Origin of the sequence: Mucilaginibacter sp. Bleaf8, from assembly GCF_018390515.1 — a bacterium.
Taxonomy (GTDB): Bacteria; Bacteroidota; Bacteroidia; order Sphingobacteriales; family Sphingobacteriaceae; genus Mucilaginibacter.
Genome location: NZ_JAHBBK010000006.1, coordinates 41,011 through 66,671 on the forward strand (window position 1 = coordinate 41,011; position 25,661 = coordinate 66,671).

The following is a 25,661-nucleotide window of genomic DNA, read 5'->3' on the forward strand; positions in this document are numbered from 1 at the left end:
CAAAAACAGGCTGAACGTTTAGTTATTTACTGCCTGATAGGCTGCTCCAATCATAATAGGTTAAATAACCCACTTTAAGTGCATGCTTTCCAGCGGTTAACAGGTAGGGGCTGCAGTCTCAATTAAACAAGTTTTCTAATTCAAAAACGGAGCCGAAATCTTTTAATTTATGTGTATTCTTGTAAAATCTACTTAGACAAAAAAGATTATACGTTATGGAAAACATAAGCAGTTCGGCCTTACCGCCTGTTGCTTTACGTGTATTTGAAACATTACCGGTTTGTTGTGTGGTACTCTCTCCTGAGCTTATCATACTAACCGCCAGCGACGATCATGTGAAACTGACGGGAAAGACCCGGACCGAAATTACCGGCCGTTATTTCTTCGATGTATTTCCGGAAGTGCCTGAATGGGCCCAGGGAAAAGATGGCGGCATTGCCGAATCATTGCAACAGGTTTTAGCCACCAGGCAGCAGCACCATGTTCCGCTTACGCGGTTTGACGTGCCCGACCTGGAACATCCTGGTCAGCTTAAAGAAAGCTACTGGCAAACCTTGCATAAACCGGTACTGGATGAAAGCGGCAATATTCTTTACATTATTCACGAAACCCGTGACGTATCCAACCAGGTACTGACGGAGCATAAACTGGCCAAGCGACTTGAAAACGAGCGCAAGGCCAGAGCCGGTGCAGATCATCTGAGCAAACAGATGGAAATGCTGTTTCATACAATACCTGCGCAAATTGCTATTGTAAGCGGTTCTGACATGGTTTTCACCTACGTTAATCCGCAATACCAAAACGAACTATTTCCCGGAAGGGATGTGTTAGGACTTCCCTTGCTGGCAGCTTTACCTGAAATTGCGGGTGAACCTATATGGCACGTTCTAAATAAGGTTTACACCACCGGCGAACCGTTTGTAGATACCGAGATCCATGTACCACTGGCTGATCAAACTGGCGGTGAGCTTAGCGACCATTACTTCAATGTGGTGTATCAGCCGTTACGTGATGAAAGCGGTAACGTTAACGCTATCCTAAGCTTTAAATACGAAGTTACCGAACATGTAGCAGCCCGCAAACTACTCGAGGCCAATGAACATAAGCTGCATGAATTACATGAAGAAGTGCAGCAGGCTTACCAAGAGCTGCAGGCCAGCAACGAAGAACTTATTTCGGGTAACGAGGAGCTTGCCGTAACCATTGAAAGCCTGAGACAGACGCAGGAGCAACTTGAAGACCTGAATCAGAACCTTGAAGGCAAAGTGGAAGAGCGTACTACAGCACTTCAGGAAAGCGAAAGTGAACAACAGGCGCTGAATGAAGAGCTTACCGCCATGAACGAAGAGCTTCGGGCAACCAATGAAGAACTGGCAGACAGCCAAAGCAAGCTGGAAGAAACAGTACAGCAACTTGCAGCCAGTGAGCAGAAGGTACGCAGCCTGGTTGAAAGTGCACCTTTCCCAATTGGCGTATATACCGGCCGCGAAATGCGGATTGAACTACTTAACCAGTCCATTATTGACACCTGGAACAGGGGCAGCGATCTGATTGGCAAAACCTATGCCGAGGTACTGCCCGAACTGGCAGGCACCGGTGTTTATGAACGCCTGGACCATGTTTACCTAACCGGGATACCCTACCACACCGAAAACGAACGTGTTGATCTGCTGGTTGACGGAAAGCTACAGCCGTTTTATTTCAACTATGACTTTACGCCGCTCTTTGATCAGCATGGTAAAGTTTATGGGGTTATGAATACCGCATCTGATGTAACAGAACTGGTGAATGCCAAACTGCAAGTTGAGCAGAGCCAAAAAAGCCTGTATAACATCATTATGCATTCGCCCGTTTCCAAAAGCATTCTTTTAGGTTCGGATTACAAAGTAGAGATAGCTAATGATCGCATGATAGCCCTTTGGGGCAAGCCGCGGGAAGCAATTCTTAACCGGCCTCTTTTTGAAGGAGTGCCCGAGGCAAAAGGACAGGGGCTGGAGGAGTTGCTACAGGATATTTATACAACCGGCAATACCTTAGAAGCAAAGGAACGGCCCATTTCGCTGTTAAGGAACGGCCAGATGGAAACGCTGTACCTCGACTTTGTGTACCAACCCTATAAGGATGCGCATGACAATATTATAGGGGTAATTGTTACGGCCATTGATGTAACTGCACAGGTGGTTACCCGCGAAGAGGTGCAGCAACTTAATGAAGAGCTTGCCGCCACTAACGAAGAGTTGAAATTAGCCAACGAAGAGCAAGCGGCCGTAAACGAAGAGCTTGCCGCCCTGAACGATGCATTGAAGGTAAGTCAGGATGAATTGCAGCTGGCTATTGATGCTGCCGACCTGGCCACTTGGGATTTGAATCCCGCCACCGGCAGGTTTTCAGGCAACGATCTTACAAAAACCTGGTTCGGCCTACAGCCCGAAGACGAAATTGAACTGGACCAGGCCCTGGCAGCCATTGCAGATACCGATCGCGAAAAGGTTATTCAGGCCATCAACCATGCCATGACCTACGCATCAGGCGGAGATTATGATATCCATTACACCATCATCAATCCGCAAGATCAGTTGCCACGCGTGGTAAGGGCAAAGGGTAAAGCGCTTTTCGATGAACAGCAGCAGGCTACCCGCTTAAGCGGCATGCTGCTGGATGTTACGGAGCAGAAAAAAGACGAGCAGCGAAAAAACGATTTTATCGGGATAGTGAGCCATGAATTAAAAACACCGCTTACCTCGCTGAAGGCCTTATTGCAGGTAGCCGGCCTAAAACTAAAAGCCAGCGATGATAATTTCTTGCGTGGAGCGGTAGAAAAATCAAGCGTTCAGGTAAAAAAGATGGAAGCGATGATTAGCGGCTTTCTGAATATCTCCAGGCTGGAATCGGGCAAGATGTCCATTCAAAAAACATCATTTGACCTGCAGGAACTGATTGGCAACGTCATTAAAGAAACCGGACTAACGATGAACAGCCATCGCATTGAATTTGTAGCCGCCGGCCCGCTGTCCATTCATGCCGATCATGACAAAATTGAGTCTGTGGTTTCTAACCTGCTCAGCAATGCTATAAAATACTCGCCAAAGGGAACAACGGTTACTGTGGTTTACAAAACCGTTGCACACAGTGTACAGGTAAGCGTTCAGGACGAAGGTATGGGCATCAAGAAAGAAGACCAAGAAAAGCTTTTTGAGCGCTATTACCGGGTAGAAACCAGTAATACAAAGCACATCTCGGGCTTTGGTATAGGCTTATACTTGTGTGCCGAAATCATAGAGCGCCATGGCGGCAAAATATGGGTAGACAGTGTGGAAGGAAACGGAGCTACGTTTACTTTCAGCCTGCCGCTTGAGTAAAAGCAAGGTAGTCTACTATCTGTGAAAGTATTAGACAAGCTATTGATGACTGCTGCATTTATTGAAAGATGAATAAATGCAGCAGCGTTATAGGATAAGTGTTAATTTTGCAAATTAAATAATGCAAAACCACTTGGATAACCATAGTCAGGCTAAGATTACTTATTTTCCCGATCAGTTGGTGAAAGATATCGCCTTACCAGAGCGCTTTACCTTTCCTTTTTATTACGAGCCGCACCCGTTAACCAGAATAGCGGCAGCCCAACTGCAGCAATACCTGGAAGAGCAGGCGAGCCTCGATCATAACTTCGGACTTGACAGCGATCAGGAAGGTATGGCCATTGGCAAGATGTTTGGTGTTTTAGTGGTACAGGATACCGAAGGGAAAGTGGGTTACCTGTCGGCCTTTTCGGGCAAACTGGCCGGCTCAAATGATCATCCAAACTTTGTTCCGCCTGTTTTTGACATGCTGGTAGAAAACAGCTTTTTTCTTAAAGAGCAGGAAAATATAAACACGCTCAATGCGCAGGTAAAAGAGATATGGGCAGATACAACCTACACTCATTTACGGCAGCAGCTCGACCAATTTTCCACCCAATCTTCACAAGAAATAGCAGCCTTAAAGAAACAGCTAAAAGTTAACAAGCAGAACCGGAAGAAACTCCGCGAAGAGCAACAGAACAAACTTAATTTGTACGATTACGGGTTGTTTGAAGCCTACTTAGTTAAACACAGCTTGCACGATAAGCATCAGCTTAAAGTACTTACAGACCAATGGGAGCAGCTTTTGGATAAAACGCGCGAAAGCATGGCGCAATTCGAATCCAGAATTGAAGCACTGAAAAACGAGCGTAAAGAAAGATCAGCCGATTTGCAAAGGCAGCTCTTTGAACAGTACGCCTTTTTGAACCGAGATGGTAAAAGCAAAAGCTTACAGGATATCTTCAGCGTAACTGCCTTTGGAAAACCACCGGCAGGTGCGGGCGAATGTGCAACACCCAAGCTTTTGCAATTCGCTTTTGCAAACGGGTACAAACCACTGGCCATGGCCGAGTTTTGGTGGGGCGCTTCACCAAAATCAGAAATCAGAAAACATAAGCAGTTCTACCCGGCCTGTACAGGTAAATGTAAACCCATTTTAGGGCACATGCTGGAAGGCATGCCTGTTGATGATAACCCGCTTTTATTAAACCCCGGAGAAAACACCAAGCTGGAGATAATCTATGAGGACGCCTGCTTTGTAATAGTTAATAAGCCTGCCGGCCTGCGTTCTGTACGGGGTGTGGATATTCATGATTCGGTTTACACACGTTTAAAACAGGTATTGGTAAATACCGAACCGCTGATTGTTCACCGGTTGGATATGGGCACTTCCGGACTTTTAGTGGTAGCCAAAACCCCGGAGGCGCACAAGCATATTCAAAAGCAGTTTTTGAACCGCACACTAAGCAAACGTTACGTAGCGCTGTTATCAAAAGTGATTGATAAGCCCGAGGGCGAGATCAGTCTGCCTTTAACCGGCGACCCGTACAACCGCCCGCGGCAACTGGTTTGTTTTGAAACCGGGAAGAAAAGCATTACCAGGTGGCAGGTAGTTTACACAACCGAAACAACAACCAAGATTCACTTTTGGCCCCTTACAGGGCGCACCCACCAGCTGCGCATGCATTCGGCCCATGAGCTGGGACTTAATGCACCCATTGTAGGTGACGATTTGTATGGTACCCCTGCAGAACGCTTGTACCTGCATGCTGCCTACCTAGAGTTTGTACATCCCGAAACCAAAGAAAGAATCAGCTTTGAAGTAACAGAGGACTTTTAACGCGCTTGATAAGCTATGTCATTATGGAAAGGCTCGCTAACAGGGCTTCTATTGCTTTTCTTTAACTTCTATGGAAACGTCAGTTCATTGAGCTAACCTCTTGTTTTAGTAATATCAATTGCTCCGCAATTCATAGGCTTTAGCTATTGCTTATAGAATAAAACGATTGTGACGGCATACTTCCATGCTCTATTTTTACAGCTGTAAAACCTGATTGAGTTCAGGATTCCTTTAAAATTTAGACCAAGATGGATACCCAATCAAACGACATTAGCAAATGCCCGTTCCACAACGGCACCATGAAGCACAACTTAGCCGGCAACGGCACCCGCAACCATAACTGGTGGCCCAACCAGCTTAAATTGAATATTCTTCGTCAGCATTCGTCATTGTCCAACCCTTTGGATAAGGACTTTAATTATGCAGAAGCATTTAAAACCTTGGATCTGGAAGCCGTAAAGCAGGATCTGCATGCCCTGATGACCGATTCACAGGACTGGTGGCCTGCGGACTTTGGCCATTACGGTGGTTTATTTGTGCGTATGGCCTGGCACAGTGCCGGTACTTACCGTGTAACTGATGGCCGCGGCGGCGGTGGCGCCGGTTTGCAGCGCTTTGCCCCGCTTAACAGCTGGCCGGATAACGTAAGCCTGGATAAAGCCCGCAGACTGCTTTGGCCTATCAAACAGAAATACGGCCGTAAATTATCTTGGGCAGATTTAATGATTTTGACCGGTAACATAGCACTCGAATCTATGGGCTTTAAAACCTTCGGTTTTGCAGGCGGACGCGAAGATGCCTGGGAGGCGGATGAGTCTGTTTACTGGGGTTCGGAAAGAACCTGGCTGGGCGGCGATCTGCGTTATGCTAATGGTTCGGAAGGTGTGGTTGAAAATCATGGTGTGCTGGTGTCAGACGATAATGCTGATGGCAATATCCATTCACGCAACTTGGAAAAGCCGCTTGCTGCCGTGCAAATGGGTTTAATTTACGTAAATCCCGAAGGCCCTGATGGTAACCCCGACCCGGTTATGGCCGCCAAAGACATTCGCGATACCTTTGGCCGCATGGCCATGAATGACGAGGAAACCGTTGCCTTGATAGCAGGAGGCCACAGCTTTGGTAAAACTCACGGTGCCGCATCTGCAGATCATGTAGGCAAAGAACCGGAAGCTGCCGGTATGGAAGCACAGGGCTTTGGCTGGAGCAACAGCTTTGGCTCTGGCAAAGGTGCCGACACCATTACCAGCGGACTGGAAGTAACCTGGACCAAAACGCCGACGCAATGGAGCAATAACTTTTTTGAAAACTTGTTTGGTTTTGAGTGGGAATTAACCACCAGCCCGGCAGGTGCACACCAGTGGGTAGCTAAAGATGCCGAGGCAATCATTCCGGATGCTTATGACAACGCTAAAAAGCACCGCCCTACCATGCTCACTACCGACCTGGCCTTAAGATTTGACCCGGCTTACGAGAAAATATCCAGACGCTTTTTAGAAGACCACGAAGCATTTTCAGATGCATTTGCACGTGCTTGGTTTAAACTAACGCACCGCGATATGGGACCACGTGCCCGTTACCTGGGCCCGGACGTACCACAAGAAGAATTATTATGGCAAGACATTATCCCTGCAGTTAACCATGTGCTGGTTGATGAGAATGACGTTGCGACATTAAAAGCGAAAATTCTGGCATCGGGCCTGAGTGTGTCTGAACTGGTTTCAACCGCATGGGCTTCGGCCTCTACTTTCCGTGGCTCAGATAAACGCGGTGGCGCCAATGGTGCACGTATTCGCCTGGCTCCGCAGCGTTACTGGCGGGTAAACAACCCGGTACAATTACAAAAAGTATTGGGCGTGCTCGAAAAGATTCAGAATGAATTTAACGGCGCTCAAACTACCGGCAAGAAAGTTTCATCGGCCGACCTGATCGTGCTGGCAGGTAATGCCGGTGTAGAAAAAGCGGCTCAGGATGCCGGTCAGCCAATAACCGTTCCGTTCACCGCAGGCCGTACAGATGCCTCGCAGGAGCAAACCGACGTAGAATCATTCGGTTATCTTGAGCCGTTGGCTGATGGTTTCCGTAGCTACCGCAAATCAGGCTTAGGAGTATCTACCGAAGAGTTGCTGGTGGATAAAGCACACCTGCTAACGCTTACTGCACCAGAACTTACCGTACTGATGGGTGGCCTGAAGGCAATTAATATCAACTTTGATGGCTCGAACCACGGTGTACTTACCGCACGCCCTGGTCAGCTGAGTAATGATTACTTTGTAAACCTGTTGGATATGGGTACGGCCTGGAAAGCGACCTCAACCGACCGCGAGGTATACGAAGGTACCAGCCGTGCTACAGGCGAGCGCAAATGGACTGCTACCCGTGCCGACCTGGTATTCGGTTCACATGCAGAGTTACGTGCCGTTGCTGAAGTGTACGGCAGTGCAGACGGTCAACAAAAATTCCTGCAGGACTTTGTGGCTGCCTGGAACAAAGTGATGAATCTGGATCGTTTTGATTTGGTGTAACACTAAATTTTAATACATAAATCAAAAGAGGGGCTTATATAATATATAAGCCCCTCTTTTGTAATAACTGAATTTGCAGGATTTGCAACTAAAGCCAAAGCAATATTGCAATCGTTCTGCTTATAGGCGCTATTAATCCAGCAGGGTCCAGGTACGTTTGGCCTGCACCGTTTGTACAATCTGCTGCTCGGCTACCACAATGTTTTCTTTCCGCTGACCGATGTACTCCAACGTGCTGAGTTTATTCCATAAAGCTACGATAACACGCAAAAACTCATCTACTGCCGTCATAGACGAACGTATATCATGATGGTTGTATACGATCTCGATAAGGCGGGCCAACAACTCTTCAAAGTTGCCGGGAGTTACATCCTTCCATTCATAAAAATACTTTAACAGCTCTTCGCGCTCGGCACCCGCTATGCTTTTTACCGTGCTGAAAAATACATGTGCCATTTCCGAAAAATAACCTGTCAGCACTACGGGGGGCTGGTTATACACCATGTTTCGGTATGGAAAATAAATACGTGATATATAATCAAGCATTTTTTCGCATAGCGTTTTTACATTCTTACCAATGGTCGAAATAGAATCTTTTGAGGTTATCTTGTCCAGAATACGGAATGATAACAGCTGCAACTCGTTGAGCTGATTACTGAAAAACTCATAATAACGCACCAGATCCGGGTGGCTCAAAATATTCACACATGGCGGTATATAATCGGTCTGGATTTGCATGCCCGAACTGCTGCGGGTTAGCTTGCCTATTTCCAGATAATAATTAGCCCGATTATTGATTTGTGAGGCCGGTAATATGGTTACTGCATAACTGCTATCCACCTCAGGGTAACGCAGCGGCATTTCTTCTGCATCCGGCTGGCCTACAGCCACCCGCTCATGCGGGTTTACGGTAAGGATAATATAGTAGCTTTCTACTGCATCGGTTACACTATCCTGGCTGAAATAGTGATTAAAGAGCAGTTCCTGCCCAAGTGCCTGCGGCGAAATACGGATACGGTAGCCTTCGGCCGTTACGGCATTACACTGGCGTATCTTTACCTGTATATGATTGGATGCCCGCTCACTTATCTGGATATCCATTGAGCTGCTTTCGCCATTAAAGGGTGGCAACAAACCAAAATTATTGTTATGCAGCGTTAATGAGTTGCTGTCTTTAACCAGGTCATGAATAAAATTATCGGTCTGTACAAAATGACCGCTTGAAATTTTCATGCCGTCAACCCAGTTTACGGCTTTATGTTTGATGGGCAAAATCATGATTGCTAAAGGTTAATTGCTTATAAATATACCGCTTCGTCGCCTGTTCTTTGCGGCACATTCACGGCTTCAGATACCCGTTTGGCAAAAATGGGCAGCTTTTCGGTAATCTTATTTTGTTCAATATCGCGGTCGGGGTCAATAAAGTGCCGCTGACTGAAAAACGACGGTTTGATATAAAATATCCATTTATAGGATTCGCCCGTGTTTTGCTGGTACTGAATCTGCGAGTCAGGAAACTTCAGATTATAATCATCAATAAACTTCTGGAACCACTGCCCGAAGTTCATGTTACGCGGCGCTTTTGCCTTAACCTTGAGCGGTTCCTGGTCGTTAGTATGCTTATACAAATTAATTTCGAGCACCAGCAATCGGTTAAAGTCCAGGTGTTCCATGTTAATATCTTCGGGGATGGATGGGTATTGCCATACCTTATATATCTCAAGCGGAATATTCATGTAGGCAACGTAAGCCCACCAAAACAGCAGCGGCGCCAGGAACACAAATATAGATGTAGATGCCCAAACACCATATTTCAAATTGTTCAGCCAGTCGAACACCAGCTTAAACAAAAAGGCACCCAGCATGCAGGCTAATAGGCTGCAGATAAAAACAAAACCCTTACGCCCCAGCAATTCGCTTTCATAATGTGTGGCAGCAAGCCATACAAATACAATACCAGCTGTAAGGCTGTACAGCTGCACACAGATGTAGCCCCATGGCATAAACTGCAAATCTAAAAATCCCAGCAGGCCCGGCAGGCCCAGTACCAAAGAGGTAAGCAGTAAGGTTACAATTAGTTTTTTGTTGTTAAATACCTGGTTCTTTTTATTAATAATTGTCATGATTGCGGTACTCACCGCAAAAATCACCGGGAACAGCAGAAAACGTATAAAAAACGATTTAACGTCCATAAAAGTTATAGGTCTATGTTGCAAAGAAAAAGCTTAACTTGAGAAGTTCAACTTTGCTTAATCAATTACCAACAAATATGGTTATTGTTTTAGAAAAGCACTAACAACATCTGTACATGACAACTGATAAGCCTAATCTGATTGATACCGACTTTAAAGCAGCTGCTTTGGCAGCAGGCCTGATTGATAGTGGTAAAGTAGCCCCTGATGAAGTGATAATTATTCCTCAGGGCCCGCAAAAACGGGCTTACGCCAAAGAAATAGTTGATATCACCAGTTACCGGTCGGCTTACAGGAACCGGTTGATGACCGCTATTCATATCAACCGCGAAGGATTATATGATATGTTGCCCGAGGGGCTTTTTCATCAGCCGCCGGCCTCGAGCGTGATGGTTACGGAAGAGGAAATGATAAAAGATATCAAAACCCGCCGTGAGGAGGAAAAGCAGGCCCGCAACTTTTTTGCACCGCTGGAAACCGGGCTGTACCATCTGCGTACGGTAATTGAGCTTTACGAAAACCGCGTTGATAAAAAAGATGAGTACGATGAGCTGGTGAACATCTTTTTAAAAGAATGGAAAGAGTTCAAGTGCTTTACCAACCAGCAAATGGTTATACTGATTCATGTATTGCCGGTTATACATGAGCAGCGCAACAATCTCCCATTTATAGGCAACATATTAAACATCATGTTCGGTGTTAATTTTGACCTGCAATATCGCCTGCACGAAACTAAAATCGGCGTATCGCCGGTACTGGATACAGGCAGCAAACTGGGTGCAGGCAAGCTGGGCGTAAATTTTATTGCCGGCGACAGCTATGAAGCCGAAGAAGAGCTGCATATAACCATCGGGCCGCTTACGGCCGCCAAGATGCTTTCCTTTTTACCCGGCACCCGGCAGGCCGAGGCACTTGATGTACTGCTCAACTATTTTATACCCCTGCAAACTACCATTCGTACAAGTTACGTGGTAGAACCCGAGCACCAAAAACTGGTATTAGGTAATGATACAGAGAACGCCTGCCTGGGCTTTACCACTTACCTGGGCAGTTAGCCCTCCATAAATACTCGGTAACTGGCGTTCATTACGCTACGGCTCTCCAGCTTAGATAGCAATAAGGCAAGCAGCGTATCCCAATCCTGGCGGTCCAGTTTCAAGGTATCATCAGGCTTCAGGAAAATGTCAATGGTTTTCTTAAAGCCTTCTTTCGGGTTACTGGATACGGCCACGCCTTTGGCAGTCCGCACATTAGTGATCTTGTTACCCAGTTCATAATAGCAGAAACTGATCAGATCAGCTTGGGTAACAATGCGGTCTTTGGTGGTAAGGCCGTATTTGTAAGCCTGTATGCGTTCGGTGGCCCCCAGGCTGTTTCGCCCGCCAATGGTACCGGTCATCAACCGCAAGGTATCTGCCCTTAACTTAAACATTTCAAATTGCTGCAGGCGCGAGCCGCGACGGATATGGTTGGCTGCGTCGGCAAGGGTAGTCCAATAATGCACGTAAAGCATGGCTGCCTGCGCCGGCGGGTTCACAATTAAATAGTTGAACGGCTCCGGACTGTGATGGGCATGCTGCACTTTCCTTTCAATAAGTGACAGATTTTGCTCCAGCGTTCTTAAAATACCGGTCAGGTAGTCGGTGCCATAACTGGTGAAGGCCGCTTTTTCATCCCGCAATAACTCGAACAGGTACTGGATAATCTGCTGGGCATCGCGGGAGTCGAAACGCTCGGCCCCGCCATTACGGATGGAATAACTGCCATCGTAGCTTTTGCCGGCCTGTGCATAGGGTATTTCCGCATAATAGGTATTGCGGTCGTCGTACACTTCCTTAACCGAGAGAAAATGATCCTTGTTTTCGGGCTTAACCGGAATAACATTGTTCAGTTCACGCAGGCGATATTTCTTTTCGTGCAATCGCCGGTTAACTACCGGGAAGCAGTTGATCGCTATCTGAAGATCATCAATAACGGAAGCCGGAATAGCTGCCGGAAAGCTGAGCTTGATCCAGACACAAGGCCTGAGCCTGTTCATTTCACTATTATTAAAGAAAGGAATTAGTTCATCCGGAAGAGATCGTTTTTGCGTGCCGATATTCTGCAAGCGCTCGTCCGTTAACGAAATAAAGCGGCTATCGTAATAAGCTTTGATATCACGAATGATCAGGTTAATGATATTCTGCTCATAAAATACCGGGCGTATATCCTGTGCAAGGTCTTCCTGGTAAATAAATCCCGGCCTGCTCTGTACTTCTTCGTTATGCAGGTAGCACTTAACAACCGATAGCAGCTTATAAAAGTCTTCGTTGGCACCATAGTCGGGCCATTCTATAAAAAGGGATAGATTATTGATATCCGTTAATTGTTCGGCGCAATCAATACCGAGCCATAAACTCCGCCCATCGGTAATGCCGCTTTGTGTGGTATGGAGCACGGTGTTTTTGTGCAGGTGTTCATCATACTCAAACACGTTGTTACCGCTGCATATATACCGAATAGCCGCATTAAATAAGGAAACACCGCCCGCCGGCGAAAAAAACATGTCGGCTTGCTCGGCCTGTCCATTCTCCTTAGCTGCGGGCTGCCGGTAAAAAAAGTGACTGTCAACCGTCAATGCCTCACGGGATTCAATGGGCTGGGCTCTAAGAATGGCGTGCGCCGGTAAAGCCGAGGTCAGGTAATCGGATGCCAGGATACGTGATATCTTATTGAGTACCCTCGTTTCGAGGTTCTTAACGTCGTTTGATATATTAAACAGCTCCGTACTTAGCGCTTCTATCAGCAACTTCACCATCGGGTCCATATCGTTCGCGTTACTGGTGCCCCAGTAATCCATAGCATTGCGCAACATGCGCGAACGGATATCCTCTTTGGTATTAAATAGTATATTACTCATGATTAGATCAGGCTGATAACGGACTTAAAAACAGGGCAATAGAAAACCGGTAATTTTCTCCGGTTTTATGAACTTTTGCCCGTACAACAATCTCTACCTGCTTTTTGATTTCGGTAACATTGCGTAGTGGGTAAAACTTGTTGATTTCTGAGATATGCACGTCAATGTGTACATCATATATACGCTGCTCGTACTTAGTAATCGACCGCAGCAGCGACTGCCGCAATTTTTCTTCCCAGATACTTTCGCTGATGATCAGCTCAAAATCCAGGTCCCATATTTCGCAGCCAAAATCTGGCTGGTAGCGATGCTCGCCAAAACGGGTAAATATAATGAGTTCGATATACTCGGATATAGACGTACCTATATCCTGCGTCTCCAGATCCTGGCCCTTGAAAACGCTACCCAAACGAAACGGTTTTTTATATAAAGGTATAGGCATGTAACTAAGCGATAACTGCTGGTTTATTTTTTGATAACTATTAAACATTTTTTTTTGATAATGGTTGTATGAAATGTTGTGTTGACGAGTAAGCCTGTTGTACCGCCATATACAGGGGCTTTTAGTGTCCGGCAATTCTTTCCCGTTCGGGGAAAACGCCGGCAGTGCGGTAAGCAAACATAACACCAGCGTAATACCTGTTACAAATGAAGCCGATAAACAATCGAGATTTAAAAAGCTCGTATCTAAACTTTATACTCTATTTCGTTATTCTGCTGTTTTTCAGCGTACTGGTAGTCTATTTCTTTTTCCTGACGTCTAACCGGGAGGTAGCCATGCTGAACAACCGGGTCAAAGAATCAGAAAAACTGATTTCGGTACGTAATGATATCAACAATAACTTTGACATTATATTGCTGCGCCTTACGCAGCTGTCACAATACACCAAGCTTAATTCAACCGAACTGAACAATCAAAGCCTGCTGCTGAACGATATACAGGAAAGCAACTTAAAAATCCAGGCTTTGTTACAGCAAAATACCTTGCCGCTCAAGAGCTTTGAATTGTATAAAAAGTTAAGCAATAACATCAGCACGGTAGCCAGTATTAAAGATTCGCTCTTTACCACACGCTATCAGATCGAGAGCCTGCGTTCGCAGCTGCAATCGTGCAACAAAACCAATACATCAGCCATAAACACACTCAGAAGCCTCAGACGATAATTATGATGAAGTTTAGCATTAAAGAACGTCGCGAAAAGTTCCTGTTCTTTTTAGGACTTTTTCTGTTCACTGCAGCAGTGTTATGCACCGCCATCTTTTATAATTATGGTAACGACAGCGACATATCCAAAGAAGATTTTTCCAAACGCCTGAATGAAGAAGAGCGCTTTGAAGCCACCGTTGCTGAAGCGTTACCGGCCATTGATACTACCTATACCCGCATTGTGAAATTTAACCCCAATGTACAGGCTGTATTTCTGGAAAATGATATCAAAAATGCCATCACCGCTGTACGTTCTTATTATAACAGCCGGCCTTATGATAGCCGCTATAAATGCTTTGTATACGCATCCAAAATTCAGGAAAGCCTTTTTTACGATAAGCGCGAGCTGAGAGGTAATTATAATGACATATCACACATCAATAAACTTTTAGACGATTGTAAACTATCTACCCGGCAATTACAGCAAAGCCTGGGAACACGCTAAATCAATACTAAACAAACATCACTCAACCTATGCAAGACGATTACAATAACGGCAGATCAGTTGAAACTAACCGGCAGAATTACATCATCCTGTATATTATTGTTGCCATACTTTTATTAGCCGGCCTAATTTTTCTATTCAAAAGCTCGCTTTTTGAAGAAAACACCGTTAACGCAAAAATTCTGAAAGACCAGATTTACCTGAACGAGGATCTGGTGTACTCAGACAATACCAAAGGAGCCAGCAAATGGCTATGGGAATTTGGCAATGGTGAGCGTGCAACCACACAAAACGGGGTTTACCGGTTTAATAAGCCGGGCGCTTACATTGTGCGGGTAACGGTAAACGGTAAACTGCAGCAGCAGTTCCCGATTGACGTAAAAGACACCGTTGCTGCACCAATTAAAGATACGCTGATTACCATAAACGGGCCAACGCAGGGCATCGTGAACGAAGAGGTAAGGCTGGAAGCGCAGGGCAATGCCCGTATACTCGAGTGGTCGTTCGGTGAAACCGGCCGGGTGGATGTAAAGGGGCCAACCGCATTGTATACCTATCATAGCCCCGGCATTTATACCGTAAGGCTCAACACCGATAACAGCTTGCGCCAGGTTATACACCGCATCCGTATCACCAACCCCGACTCGGCCCTGGTTAATACACTGGTAGCCCCTGGCGAAGGCGAGCGCAAGGTAGTTGATGACATTCGTGCACACCTGCAGGCCATTGCCAATGGTGCCGATTTCAATAACCATTACTACTATCTGGTTAATAAATATTTCTGTGGCGATGAACGCGTGTCCGTAAACCTGGATGCCAATGGCGATACCAAGCAAACCGACCTTTATTCTTACTGCATGCGCCTTACTTTTGGCGGCGGTGTTAATATCGATGAAGCACAGGTTACCTTAAGGCCAAAATCCAATTGCTCGAGCTTACTTACCGTAAAGCAGCATTCGGCCACCTCTGCCCAGGGCATTAAACGTTCAAGATAGTTAGCTAAACCAAGCATTCACCATGAAACACACAATAACCTTTTTCACTATATTATTAACTGTTACAGCAGCGCAGGCGCAATCGCCGGTTTCTATCAGCAAAAAAGTTAAAACCATGCCGGCGGCTTTTGAAAAGCCCGATGCGCGCACCAATATTTATGAGGACGGCAAAACCACATCCTTACCATGGATCGTTTTTTCGGACCGCGACGAGAACTATACTTACACCGCACCGGGTGGCTCGCTGGTGATGAAGAAGATTAAGTTTATGGAGCCTTTCTATGTGAGCCAGGAAAGCAATGGCTACCTTAAACTAATCAAATACCAGCCGGGCATGGTTCAGGGCCGCAAGCTAACCAATAAAAAGGCGGCACAAAGCTACGGCTGGATCAGCAAGAATAAGGTGCTGCTTTGGCAGGCGGCCTATGTAAACAAAGCAAGCGGCCATACGCAAAAAGCGGTAACCATGGTTTCAGACAAGGGAGCGCTTTTGAACCCGGACGCTTATTATGACCGGTCGGATTCGCTTTACGTATATAACTCACCCGACCTGTCACAGAAAAAAAGTAAGGTTGCCCTTAACCAATTACTGTATATCTATAAAAAATCGCCCGATGGTAAAACCGTGCTGGTAGGATCTGATACCCAGCTGATACCAGATAGCGCACTAAACAGCGTATATGGCTGGATACCGGCCGATGCAGTACACAGCTGGGGCGAAAAGCTGTACATCACAGCTGCCAGACCGGGTTACGACACTGACGACTCAACCGCAATGGCTATCAATGCGGCCTTGAAGCCGGGCAGCCCTGTTGCAGGCAAATTTGCCTTTGATCCGCTTATTGAACCCGATCAGCCTTTGCTGCGCAGCTTGCCGGTGATAAACACCTCATCGGGTGCCAATGCCGGCAACATGCAGGTTGGCCTGGCTGCCGATGTTTATGACAAATCGAACAACAGCATACTGAACATTAAAGGCGGGCACATTTCTTACCAGGATTACCTGGCCCTGCGTAAAAACATGCGCAAAATCAATGTGGTTTTTGTTGTGGATGGTGGCAGTGCCATGCGTAATTATTTTGCAGGTTTAACCAGTACTATTCAGTCTTTCGAAAAAGTGTTTAACAGCTATAATGCAGGTAACCAGATACAGTATGGTGCAGTAGTTTACCGTAGCGAAAGTAACTGTACAACAGGAGGCATTGAGCAGCAACCTTTTAATTCTGATTACCGCCAGGTGGTGCGTTTTCTGGATAAACAAGCTGCCGTAACCGCAGGTTGTGCCGCAGCAACCAACAGCCAGCCGTTATTTGAAGGGATAGGCGCATCCGTAAACATGCTGGCCAGCCGCCGCAATCAAACCAACCTAATTGTATTGATAGGCAGCACTGGTAACGGTTACTATAACAACGAAAGCATTTACAATCTGGCATCGCGCGTGGCATCGGCCGATGCCCGGATATTAGCTATACAGGTTTACAGTGATTACAAACCTATTTATAACGACTTCGTTATTCAGGCACGTAAGCTGGTATCGGAATCGGCAGTACAGGCCGCCGAACGTAAAAAAAGCCGTATGGTTGTTGGCGAAGGTTTAACTAACAGTCAGCAGTTCAATACATCCGTGTCCGACTCTGTTTCGTTCTATCTGGATTATCCACGCAACAGTTTGGTACAGGGTGCGGTAGTATTTCCGCCAAAAGGCGTGGTTAAATCAAACCAGGCCATGGAAGCTTCTTTAAGCAGACTGATGGCCGAAACCCAATATGACATCAAATCGCAAACCCATTCGCTGGATAGCGCCTTCAGGCTTACCGGCCGCGAGCACCGCTATGTATCACCGGTGGTGCTAACCCAACTATCGGCACCGGTTCCTGATAACCTGGGCGATGATATGCCGCATAATGCCTTTAAGTATTTTCTGACGGCTGATTTGCCTGCAAGCGTTGTAACCGAGCATCCGCAATTACTACAGTACTCTTTAATATTAAACGATGCAGAGTATAAACAAATGCAGGATATACTATCCCTGATGATTGGCGAGAACCTGCAGCAGGATGCCGGTAATTTCCGCAAAAAGCTGTTCCGCAATTACCTGAACATTTTGCAGGATAACCTGGATATGGATATCAGCCGGGGCGATATCAAAAAAATGAGGCTAACCGACTACATTCAAAAAGCAACCGGACTGATACCACCTGCCAACCCTGCATTAGGTACCTACCGGGTGATAGATTTGAAACGTACAGGTAACATGCCACAGCAGCCTTTTGAGGCCTACATAAGTTACCTGATACGTAGCCGTAACAATATGAAACAGCAAACCATGCTGAAACAGCATTTCCTATCAAACGGCAAGGTGTACTACTACGTAACACAAGCTAACTGGCAACAATAATTTTAGCGAATCATTTATGAACATCATCAACTTGAGCGATTCGGTAAAAACAGCCGTCAGAGTAGCCCAGTCGCTGGCTAAAGAATACCATCATAAAGAATTCGGACCTGCGCATTTGCTTAAGGGACTGATGCACCAGGAAGTGGGCCTGCGTAATTTTTTAAACGCAATTGGTAAGGATGCAGCCTACGTAGGCGACTGGGCCGAGGTGCGCATGGAAGATTACAGCCCGGCCATGACCGTGCCCGATGAAATGCTGGGCAATGATGCCGTAAAGCGGGTATTTGACGAAGCCGACGATGTACGCATTAAATTAGGCTTGGACAGCATAACTCCGGTTTGTGTACTGGTTGCACTGGTAAAACCCAATATTGGCTTTGATCCGGGTCAGCTTAAATCCCTGCCCATCAAAGAAAAGGAGATACTGGATGTATACCTGCAGGATGACAGCCTGCAGCACGCTGTAGCCCAATCGTCGCCTAACGGCGAGGCAAATGCCGCAGCTGCAGGCGCCAAAACCACCGGAGCACTGCTCAAATATTGCATTGACCGTACCGATTTGGCCCGACAAGGAAAAATTGACCCCATTATTGGTCGCGATAGGGAAACGCGCATGGTGATGGAAATTCTAAGCCGGCGCACCAAGCCAAACGTGATGATTACCGGTGAGGCCGGCGTAGGCAAAACCGCATTGATTGACGGCTTTGCGCTGGATATTATCAATAACCAGGTACCGCAGTCACTGTTAAATGTAAGTTTATTTGAACTCGATTTAGGGTCGCTCATTGCAGGTGCATCTTACAAAGGTGAGATTGAAGACCGCCTGAAAAATATTCTGCGCGAAATTAAACAGTATGATAAAGCCATCTTGTTTATTGATGAGATACATACCCTGCTGGATAACAAAGGGCCTATAGGTGGCGGCGTGGGCAACCTGCTTAAACCCGAGTTGGCCCGTGGCGAAATCACGGTTATTGGTGCCACCACCATTGATGAATACCGCAAGATTATTGAGCCCGAACAGGCTTTTAGTCGCAGGTTTGAAGTATTACAGGTAAACGAGCCGGATATAGATACTGCCATTAAAATGCTCGAAAAGCTGGTGCCTTATTACGAGGAGCACCATGGCCTTAAAATAAGTAATGATGCCGTACAGGATTGCGTGCGCCTGGCTAAACGGTATTTAAAAGACCGCAGGTTGCCCGATGCGGCATTTGACCTGATGGACCGCACCATGGCCGCCATACGCCTGATGAACGATACATCAGACATGACGCTTACTGAACTGAACCAGCAGTTTGGTGAACTAACCAACAAAGATGAAGAACCGGCAACCGTAGCCGATTATAAATGGCTGTACAACCTGATGCAAAACAAAACCAGCGCTGTGCTTTTAGGCAAGCTGGAAGATGAAACGCAGGTAAGCAGCTTTGAAACGCCCGAAGAATTTATCACCTACTTTGAGCGCAACCTGCCCAAACTGGAAACCCTTGCCCAGGAAAAGGTAAGCGAGGTGGATAAACAGGATATTGCCGCTATTATATCCTTCAAAACCGGCATACCGATGGGTAAAATTCAGGCGCAGGAAAAGGAGCGGTTGCTGAATATGGAAAGCTTCCTGAAAAAGCGGGTAGTGGGGCAGGACCAAGCGCTTAAGGCGGTAGCCGATGCCATACTGGAATCGCGCAGCGGGCTTAACAAAAAAGGCCAGCCAATCGGGTCGTTCTTTTTACTGGGGCCAACCGGTACCGGTAAAACAGAGCTTGCCAAATCCATTGCCGACTTTTTGTTTAACGACGAAAAGGCCATGATACGGTTTGATATGTCGGAGTTTAAGGAAGAACATTCGGCTGCACTGCTTTATGGCGCCCCCCCGGGATATGTGGGTTATGAAGAAGGCGGCTTGCTGGTGAATAAAATCAGGCAGCAACCTTACGCCGTTTTACTGTTTGATGAAATAGAAAAGGCGCATCCATCTGTATTTGATATATTTTTACAGATACTGGATGAAGGTCACATGCATGACCGCTTGGGTAAAGAAGGTGATTTTTCCAACTCACTCATCCTATTTACCTCCAACATTGGCAGCGAGTGGATTGCCGAGCAGCTTAGCCAGGGGCACTTGCCAACATCCAACCAACTGATGGAAGTGATGGCAAGGCATTTCAGGCCCGAGTTTTTAGCCCGCCTTTCTGAAATTGTACCCTTTGCGCCAATATCAGAGCAAAATGTGGTCAAAATATTTGACATACAACTGCGGAGCCTTACCGACGCGCTGGATAAAATGGGCATTGGCTTTTCCATCAGTGACGATGCCAAAAGCATGCTCGCTTTGGGCGGCTTTACGCCTAAATATGGCGCACGGCAGCTATCCGGTGTTATCCGCAACCAGTTGCGCCGGCCCATATCCAGATATATCATTTCCGGCGAGTTAAAGAAAGGGCAAAGCATCAGCGTATCCAAAAAAACCGACACCAACGAGCTTGACTGGGTAATTAATTAACTATTAGCACGTTTAGAAACAATAGCAAAACATTTTTGCCCACAATTGGGTTAACCAATAAATAAGTTTAAGAAGCTACAAACCTCATCTCTGCAATATGTTTAACTACGAAATTGGAGGAAACGAAAAGAAAGTCGATACCTCAGAAGCGTTTGGAGAAATATCCCCGAATAAAACTTTATTCATCCAGAAATTAACTGATAACGAACCCCTGCGTCCTGAAAAGGTAGAAGGGCTGAAAACCGTTGAGGAAGTATTTGAGCATTTTAAACCTAATGTTGATATATCATTAGATAAACAGGATGGCTCAACCGTAACCGAAAACCTGAAATTTCAGAACCTGGGTGATTTTGGTGTAAAAAGGCTGGTGCAGCAAAGCAACTACTTGCGTAAACTGAACATCGAACGCGAGATGTACCTGAGCATCATCAAGCAGCTGAAAACTAACAAAACGTTAAAAACCGCGCTTGATAATGAAGAGACCCGGGGCGCTTTTATCAGCGCGCTGAAAAACTTTGTGAAGGAACTGGAGTAGTAACCAACGATTGACCTAAACACACCAAATTAAAAACATGGCAACACCAAATGAGCAAGCCCTGAATGATACCGCATCGGCTCAGGGTTATAAACAGGCCGAAAAGCCGGCCGTACAGGAATTATCCTTAAACCAAAGCCTCGACAAGCTTTCGCGCGTGGGCGGGTTTGATTTGCTGGAAACCACTATTGATGGTTTGCAAAACTTAAACCCTGAACGCAAAGCCCGTAAACAGATATTTTTGACCGATGATGAAAAGAAACGTGAACGTGAGGAACTAAAACAAAAGCTTAACCAATGGATCGAAGCACTGGAAAACGGTGGGTCGGTTGGTGAAATGGTTGAGAACAGTACCCAAAAGCTGCAACAGGTTGAAGAAAACCTGAATACCAACATCCACAACGTGTTGCAAAATACCCGTGAGCTGGAGCAGGCTTACCGCTCACTGCACCTGTTCTATAAAAACACGGAAGCCGATAAAGTGAAAAATGTGGTGTTAATGAACGCCAGCCTGGATCAGCTTAAAGAACTGGATAATCCGCGCTTTATTGAATACGTAGGCAACGAGTTAAAACAGAATTATGACAGGCTGGATCTGCGCCAAAACTATTCACTAATGGTTGTTCCGGGTTACCTGGGATCAAACAAAGTGGTAGAGCGCTGGTCAAAAATGGCCCACGAGAATAAAGTAATGCTGGTGACCGACTTTGCCGACCTGGATCAACCCGATGATGTGGTTGACCTGTTCAGCTCAGCTAACCTTACCGGTGGCGAAGCCTTTAAAGCCAATACCATCATGACCTGTAACTGGATGGTAGGCCGCGGTAAAGTAGCCGAGGTGGGTGAAGAGGAAGATTTGTTTGTACCCGGATCAGCAGCGCTGGCAGGCAAAATGTATTATACCTTAATGTCGCAGGTTACCGCCGGTAAAAAACATGGGGCCGTAAACGAGGTTGACGGTGTGCGCTTTGACCTGAAAAAAAGTGAGATATCACACCTTGAAAAATTAGGTTTGGTACCCATGGTTAATGAGTATGGCAAGGTGATGGCTTTTTCGGCCAAAACGTTGTTCAATGGCGATAACATTGGTCTGCAAACTTACTCGGTGGTGCGCGTGTTTGACTATATTACCAAAGTACTGTTCGACTTTTTGAACCGCCGCGCTTTTGAAAACTGGAATTCAAGAACCGAGCAGGACCTGCGCTCACAGATTGTGAAGTTTTTGGATGGTATACAAGGGCCTGACCGCCTGATAGAGCGATTTAAAATTGTTCGCTTTGAGCGCGATGAGGTACAAAAAGACCGCATCCATTTGGATATCCATATCACGCCTTACTTCCCGGCAAAAAGCTTTGTGGTTAAACTGGATGGCCACAAAGGCGACGATGAGGGCACTGTTTGGAATACCGAATACAACCAGCAGTAATTCTGCACTAAAAACATTTATGGCTCCGTTTCTGTACATACAGAATGGAGCCATATTTATTTAACGTTAAGCAAACGTTATTGCTTACTATTGTTTTATTGCCTGCACTGCGTATTTTTACCCGGTAAATTTATGAAGCAGGTAGTTCTCATTAATGCAGATATAAACAAAAGCGCTATTACACAGGCGCTGATGGATGCCTACCGGCATGGTGCCGGGCAGGCTGAGGCTGTTATTAAAGAGATTGCTATTGCCGACCTTAAATTTAATCCCAATAAATCCCTGCCCAATAAGCTGGCTGATGCCGAACAGGATTTGAACGAAGCTATAGATAAAATAAGGTGGAGCAATCATATCGTTATTTTCTGCCCGGTTTATAAAGATTCTATCCATTTTAAAATAAAAGGGTTTTTTGACCGCATTTTCCTGCCCGACCAGGTTTTTGTGATCAATCAGCCCCATTTTAGTAATGACTTTGCCGGTCGCTCTGCCCGTATTGTTTCCATACTGGACGAAGCCGCCTGGCACGACTGGCAAAACAGCCAGCGCACAACCTACCTGGCTATTAAACGCTCCGTGCTCGAAAAATGCCGTATTAAACCGGTACTTACCAATACTATCGGTTACCTCTATTCTCTGGATAATGCCTATGCCCAAAAGTGGCTCAAAAAGCTGCATGACTTCGGCCGGAAAGGCATTTGAAAAAAACTATTGATTAATTTTACTTTTCCTTAAACAATATTTGCCCAATATTGTAGTTAATATAAGAAAGCTCTCCGGTGGTCGGGGAGCAACATAATTAAATTAACCTCAAAAATTTATCGTTATGGCTTTCAAAGCAAGATTAAATTTTTCGGGCAGAGAGTACGATGTACTTAATTGCTCGTATGCCTTAAATCGCGACGTTGACTCTAAAGGTCGCCCGGCTTCAGGTGTTTATGGTGGTACTATCGATGTAGAAGTAGAATCAACCGAAGACACATCTATTGTTGAAGCTATGGTAAACAACCAGTACAAGCCTATAGCCGGTACTTTGTTAATCAAAAAATCAGAAGAAGATGCTAAAATGAAAGAGCTTTCTTTTGAAGATGGTTACATTGTAAAGTATGCGGAAGGTTTAAACATTGTAGGTGATACCCCTATGACTTACAAATTCACCATTTCGGCACGTAAACTGAAATTAGGTAACGCCGAGCACGTGAATGACTGGCCAGGCCGCAGCTAAACCGCTGTTATCCTATTATATCTTTTTGAAATCTATTAACAGAGATTAAGCAGCTTTTGCTGCCACCTCTGGATTGTTCTATCTATAATTTTTACTACTATGGCTTTTAAAGCAAGAATCAATATAGGCTCAAGAGAATTTGACGTGCTGCAATGCAGCTATGCACTGAGCCGTGATGTAGATGCTAAAGGACGCCCTTCATCAGGTGTTTACGGCGGTACAATACAAGTTGAAGTTGAATCAACTGAAGATACTTCGGTAATTGAATCAATGGTAAACAACCAGTACAAACCATTGAGCGGTGTAATTACTTTCAAAAAATCGGAAGAAGATGCCAAAATGAAAGAGCTTTCTTTTGAAGATGGTTACATCATTCAGTACAATGAGGGCTTATCTATTGTGGGTAACGCGCCAATGTCATTAAGCTTTGTGATTTCGGCCCGTAAACTAAAAGTAGGTAACGCCGAACACGAAAACGACTGGCCTAAATAAGCCATTATTTGAGAGCCCGGCCCAAGTCGGGCTCTGCTAAACTATAAAGATACGGAGGGGATATGCATAAGTATCTTCTCCGTTTTTTTTCTGCCACTGTTCCTTTTTGCTTTCTGCTATGAAGATTAAGAAGCGAATTATCAATCCACCCAAACCTACTACCCGCAAAAAGAAGTCGAGTATACCAACTGCCATGGAGTATATCACGCTGTTTAATACCTGCGAGATAAAAAAAGAAAAGATACTGGCTGTTGATAAGATCATTGACGAGAAGGTGGTAGTAAACCGGCAGCGCTATGAAAGTGTTTCAAATCTGGTTAAGGGCAACAATGTAAGCAGCCAATCGCTTAACCAGCCTTTTCAGTTTCAATCACCTTATACCCCTTTTTATAATCGTTTTGGCCAGTTAACTGGTAATACCGATACATCCGTAGCACAGAAATCGTTACTCACGCCGCCCTCGTTCGACCTGAATAACTCGCCTATGCTGGCCAGCCGCCTGCTGCAACCCAGTTTTACTGATAATAGCAGCGCATTTGGCTTAAACCGCGATATGTTTTCCCTGTCATCAGTGTTTAGCAGCGCAGGGGTACCATGGTATTTCATTGCTTGTGTACACTATTTGGAGTGCAGTTTTAGTTTTAAAAAACATTTGCATAATGGCGATCCGCTTACTGGCTATACTGTGCACGTGCCTGCACACCGCCCTAAAGTAGGGCATGCACCGCCATTTACCTTCGAGGAAAGCGCGGTTGATGCACTTAAGCTCATGAAATACGATCAGGTAACGAACTGGAGCCTGCCATTTATTTTACAGAAACTGGAAGGGTACAATGGCTTCGGTTATAATAAAAAGGGCGTACATACGCCATACCTCTGGAGCTTTTCAAACCATTATACCAAGGGCAAATACGTTAAGGATGGCGTTTTTGATGCCAATGCGGTATCGCAGCAATTAGGCGCAGCCGTAATTCTGAAACGCATGGAACAGCGGGCCTTAATCAGTATTCCAAGAAACTAAAATCAATGAATGCGCAATACATTTATATGATATGTGCTGCTTTGCTATTACAGCCGGTATATGGTTGTAACAACAAGCGCGGCGCGCAAAACACGACGAGCAATAAACCGGAAACCACAAGCGTACAAACACAAACTCAAGTTAAACCCGCATTATCAGACGAGCAGCAGTTTCGTCAGTTTTTAAAAGCGTTTAAACTGGCGGTAAAACAAAAGAATAAAGCACAGCTACTGCAAATGTTTAATGACCCGGTACAAACTGGTCCGCAGTGGAGCAACGAGGATTTACAAAGCTCAAGTGTTGACCACCGGGAGGATCTGGTAAGCCGGCAGGAACTGCCACAATATTTTGATGATATTTTTACTAAAGATGCCCAAAGACTGATACCCGGTAGCGTGGAAGATGAACTATCGGAAATAGATAAGCACACTACCGAAAATTACTACCAGCTACTATCGCAAACTGCCGACAAAGGCAGCACCCTGTATGAGTTGCAAATACAGTTTGTGCAGGATAACGGTAAGGAAACATCGTTTGGGTTTGTGTTCGGGAAGATAAAAGGAACTTATAGAATATTAAGCTATTATAGTCCCTGGCCATTGAAGGGATAAGTAAAA

Annotated in this window: 20 protein-coding genes; 16 read left to right on the forward strand and 4 right to left on the reverse strand. The window is 45.6% G+C overall.

The window, feature by feature from the left end:
* The first annotated feature begins 215 nt into the window (after positions 1-215).
* From KHS38_RS20110 to katG, 3 genes are all read left to right on the forward strand, one after another.
* Positions 216-3,359 carry a PAS domain-containing protein gene (locus KHS38_RS20110; protein WP_213490367.1) on the forward strand — a complete coding sequence of 1,048 codons (3,144 nt, stop codon included), beginning with the start codon at positions 216-218 and terminating at the stop codon, positions 3,357-3,359.
* Between the two features lie 121 nt (positions 3,360-3,480).
* A complete protein-coding gene (locus KHS38_RS20115; RefSeq protein WP_213490368.1) occupies positions 3,481-5,181 on the forward strand; it encodes an RluA family pseudouridine synthase in 1,701 nt (566 codons plus the stop codon).
* A 248-nt stretch (positions 5,182-5,429) separates the two neighbouring features.
* The gene (gene katG / locus KHS38_RS20120; RefSeq protein ID WP_213490369.1) at positions 5,430-7,706 is read left to right on the forward strand and encodes a catalase/peroxidase HPI; all 2,277 of its coding nucleotides are present in this window, start codon (positions 5,430-5,432) and stop codon (positions 7,704-7,706) included.
* 132 nt (positions 7,707-7,838) lie between these two features.
* On the opposite strand, the gene KHS38_RS20125 is transcribed toward katG, so the two are convergent.
* Together KHS38_RS20125 and KHS38_RS20130 are read right to left on the reverse strand one after the other, a co-directional pair.
* Positions 7,839-8,984 carry a hypothetical protein gene (locus KHS38_RS20125; RefSeq protein ID WP_213490370.1) on the reverse strand — a complete coding sequence of 382 codons (1,146 nt, stop codon included), beginning with the start codon at positions 8,982-8,984 and terminating at the stop codon, positions 7,839-7,841.
* Positions 8,985-9,004: 20 nt separating this feature from the next.
* Positions 9,005-9,898 (reverse strand): TssN family type VI secretion system protein, encoded by an 894-nt coding sequence (locus tag KHS38_RS20130; RefSeq protein ID WP_213490371.1) that lies wholly within the window; start codon positions 9,896-9,898, stop codon positions 9,005-9,007.
* Between the two features lie 116 nt (positions 9,899-10,014).
* Here KHS38_RS20130 and KHS38_RS20135 point away from each other — a divergent pair, with 116 nt between their 5' ends.
* Positions 10,015-10,953 (forward strand): type VI secretion system baseplate subunit TssG, encoded by a 939-nt coding sequence (locus KHS38_RS20135; RefSeq protein WP_213490372.1) that lies wholly within the window; start codon positions 10,015-10,017, stop codon positions 10,951-10,953.
* On the opposite strand, the gene KHS38_RS20140 is transcribed toward KHS38_RS20135, so the two are convergent.
* Both KHS38_RS20140 and KHS38_RS20145 read right to left on the reverse strand, forming a co-directional pair.
* Complete coding sequence (locus tag KHS38_RS20140) at positions 10,950-12,797, reverse strand: type VI secretion system baseplate subunit TssF (protein WP_213490373.1); 1,848 nt, start codon at positions 12,795-12,797, stop codon at positions 10,950-10,952. The two genes, KHS38_RS20135 and KHS38_RS20140, sit on opposite strands and share 4 nt — an antisense overlap.
* A 7-nt stretch (positions 12,798-12,804) precedes the next feature.
* Positions 12,805-13,239 (reverse strand): GPW/gp25 family protein, encoded by a 435-nt coding sequence (locus KHS38_RS20145; protein ID WP_213490374.1) that lies wholly within the window; start codon positions 13,237-13,239, stop codon positions 12,805-12,807.
* Between the two features lie 206 nt (positions 13,240-13,445).
* Here KHS38_RS20145 and KHS38_RS20150 point away from each other — a divergent pair, with 206 nt between their 5' ends.
* The 12 genes from KHS38_RS20150 to KHS38_RS20205 all read left to right on the forward strand — a co-directional run bounded on the left by KHS38_RS20150 (position 13,446) and on the right by KHS38_RS20205 (position 25,655).
* Complete coding sequence (locus KHS38_RS20150; RefSeq protein ID WP_213490375.1) at positions 13,446-13,961, forward strand: type VI secretion system TssO; 516 nt, start codon at positions 13,446-13,448, stop codon at positions 13,959-13,961.
* Between the two features lie 2 nt (positions 13,962-13,963).
* Positions 13,964-14,449, forward strand: a complete 486-nt coding sequence (gene tssO / locus KHS38_RS20155; RefSeq protein WP_213490376.1) for a type VI secretion system TssO — start codon at positions 13,964-13,966, stop codon at positions 14,447-14,449.
* 29 nt (positions 14,450-14,478) lie between these two features.
* Complete coding sequence (locus KHS38_RS20160) at positions 14,479-15,444, forward strand: PKD domain-containing protein (RefSeq protein WP_213490377.1); 966 nt, start codon at positions 14,479-14,481, stop codon at positions 15,442-15,444.
* 22 nt (positions 15,445-15,466) lie between these two features.
* The gene (gene tssR, locus KHS38_RS20165) at positions 15,467-17,842 is read left to right on the forward strand and encodes a type VI secretion system protein TssR domain-containing protein (protein ID WP_213490378.1); all 2,376 of its coding nucleotides are present in this window, start codon (positions 15,467-15,469) and stop codon (positions 17,840-17,842) included.
* 16 nt (positions 17,843-17,858) lie between these two features.
* A complete protein-coding gene (locus tag KHS38_RS20170; protein WP_213490379.1) occupies positions 17,859-20,345 on the forward strand; it encodes an ATP-dependent Clp protease ATP-binding subunit in 2,487 nt (828 codons plus the stop codon).
* 97 nt (positions 20,346-20,442) lie between these two features.
* Positions 20,443-20,880 carry a type VI secretion system contractile sheath small subunit gene (locus KHS38_RS20175; RefSeq protein WP_213490380.1) on the forward strand — a complete coding sequence of 146 codons (438 nt, stop codon included), beginning with the start codon at positions 20,443-20,445 and terminating at the stop codon, positions 20,878-20,880.
* Between the two features lie 37 nt (positions 20,881-20,917).
* A complete protein-coding gene (locus KHS38_RS20180) occupies positions 20,918-22,306 on the forward strand; it encodes a DUF5458 family protein (RefSeq protein WP_213490381.1) in 1,389 nt (462 codons plus the stop codon).
* Positions 22,307-22,438: 132 nt separating this feature from the next.
* Positions 22,439-23,008 (forward strand): NAD(P)H-dependent oxidoreductase, encoded by a 570-nt coding sequence (locus tag KHS38_RS20185; RefSeq protein ID WP_213490383.1) that lies wholly within the window; start codon positions 22,439-22,441, stop codon positions 23,006-23,008.
* Between the two features lie 124 nt (positions 23,009-23,132).
* The gene (gene tssD / locus KHS38_RS20190; protein WP_213490385.1) at positions 23,133-23,531 is read left to right on the forward strand and encodes a type VI secretion system tube protein TssD; all 399 of its coding nucleotides are present in this window, start codon (positions 23,133-23,135) and stop codon (positions 23,529-23,531) included.
* A 99-nt stretch (positions 23,532-23,630) separates the two neighbouring features.
* The gene (gene tssD / locus KHS38_RS20195; RefSeq protein WP_213490387.1) at positions 23,631-24,023 is read left to right on the forward strand and encodes a type VI secretion system tube protein TssD; all 393 of its coding nucleotides are present in this window, start codon (positions 23,631-23,633) and stop codon (positions 24,021-24,023) included.
* A 118-nt stretch (positions 24,024-24,141) separates the two neighbouring features.
* On the forward strand, positions 24,142-25,044 hold the full coding sequence (locus KHS38_RS20200; RefSeq protein WP_213490388.1) for a hypothetical protein: 903 nt from the start codon (positions 24,142-24,144) through the stop codon (positions 25,042-25,044).
* Between the two features lie 5 nt (positions 25,045-25,049).
* A complete protein-coding gene (locus tag KHS38_RS20205) occupies positions 25,050-25,655 on the forward strand; it encodes a hypothetical protein (protein WP_213490390.1) in 606 nt (201 codons plus the stop codon).
* Positions 25,656-25,661: the final 6 nt, after the last annotated feature.

What these genes read in the sequence shown, in the direction of transcription:
- KHS38_RS20140 (WP_213490373.1), bottom strand. Translation starts at nt 12,797, where the DNA reads ATGAGTAATATACTATTTAATACCAAAGAGGATATCCGTTCGCGCATG.
- KHS38_RS20110 (WP_213490367.1), top strand. Translation starts at nt 216, where the DNA reads ATGGAAAACATAAGCAGTTCGGCCTTACCGCCTGTTGCTTTACGTGTA.
- KHS38_RS20160 (WP_213490377.1), top strand. Translation starts at nt 14,479, where the DNA reads ATGCAAGACGATTACAATAACGGCAGATCAGTTGAAACTAACCGGCAG.
- KHS38_RS20130 (WP_213490371.1), bottom strand. Translation starts at nt 9,898, where the DNA reads ATGGACGTTAAATCGTTTTTTATACGTTTTCTGCTGTTCCCGGTGATT.
- tssO (WP_213490376.1), top strand. Translation starts at nt 13,964, where the DNA reads ATGATGAAGTTTAGCATTAAAGAACGTCGCGAAAAGTTCCTGTTCTTT.
- katG (WP_213490369.1), top strand. Translation starts at nt 5,430, where the DNA reads ATGGATACCCAATCAAACGACATTAGCAAATGCCCGTTCCACAACGGC.
- tssD (WP_213490385.1), top strand. Translation starts at nt 23,133, where the DNA reads ATGGCTTTCAAAGCAAGATTAAATTTTTCGGGCAGAGAGTACGATGTA.
- tssR (WP_213490378.1), top strand. Translation starts at nt 15,467, where the DNA reads ATGAAACACACAATAACCTTTTTCACTATATTATTAACTGTTACAGCA.
- KHS38_RS20200 (WP_213490388.1), top strand. Translation starts at nt 24,142, where the DNA reads ATGAAGATTAAGAAGCGAATTATCAATCCACCCAAACCTACTACCCGC.
- KHS38_RS20145 (WP_213490374.1), bottom strand. Translation starts at nt 13,239, where the DNA reads ATGCCTATACCTTTATATAAAAAACCGTTTCGTTTGGGTAGCGTTTTC.
- KHS38_RS20150 (WP_213490375.1), top strand. Translation starts at nt 13,446, where the DNA reads ATGAAGCCGATAAACAATCGAGATTTAAAAAGCTCGTATCTAAACTTT.
- KHS38_RS20205 (WP_213490390.1), top strand. Translation starts at nt 25,050, where the DNA reads ATGAATGCGCAATACATTTATATGATATGTGCTGCTTTGCTATTACAG.
- KHS38_RS20170 (WP_213490379.1), top strand. Translation starts at nt 17,859, where the DNA reads ATGAACATCATCAACTTGAGCGATTCGGTAAAAACAGCCGTCAGAGTA.
- KHS38_RS20135 (WP_213490372.1), top strand. Translation starts at nt 10,015, where the DNA reads ATGACAACTGATAAGCCTAATCTGATTGATACCGACTTTAAAGCAGCT.
- KHS38_RS20185 (WP_213490383.1), top strand. Translation starts at nt 22,439, where the DNA reads ATGAAGCAGGTAGTTCTCATTAATGCAGATATAAACAAAAGCGCTATT.
- tssD (WP_213490387.1), top strand. Translation starts at nt 23,631, where the DNA reads ATGGCTTTTAAAGCAAGAATCAATATAGGCTCAAGAGAATTTGACGTG.
- KHS38_RS20115 (WP_213490368.1), top strand. Translation starts at nt 3,481, where the DNA reads ATGCAAAACCACTTGGATAACCATAGTCAGGCTAAGATTACTTATTTT.
- KHS38_RS20125 (WP_213490370.1), bottom strand. Translation starts at nt 8,984, where the DNA reads ATGATTTTGCCCATCAAACATAAAGCCGTAAACTGGGTTGACGGCATG.
- KHS38_RS20180 (WP_213490381.1), top strand. Translation starts at nt 20,918, where the DNA reads ATGGCAACACCAAATGAGCAAGCCCTGAATGATACCGCATCGGCTCAG.
- KHS38_RS20175 (WP_213490380.1), top strand. Translation starts at nt 20,443, where the DNA reads ATGTTTAACTACGAAATTGGAGGAAACGAAAAGAAAGTCGATACCTCA.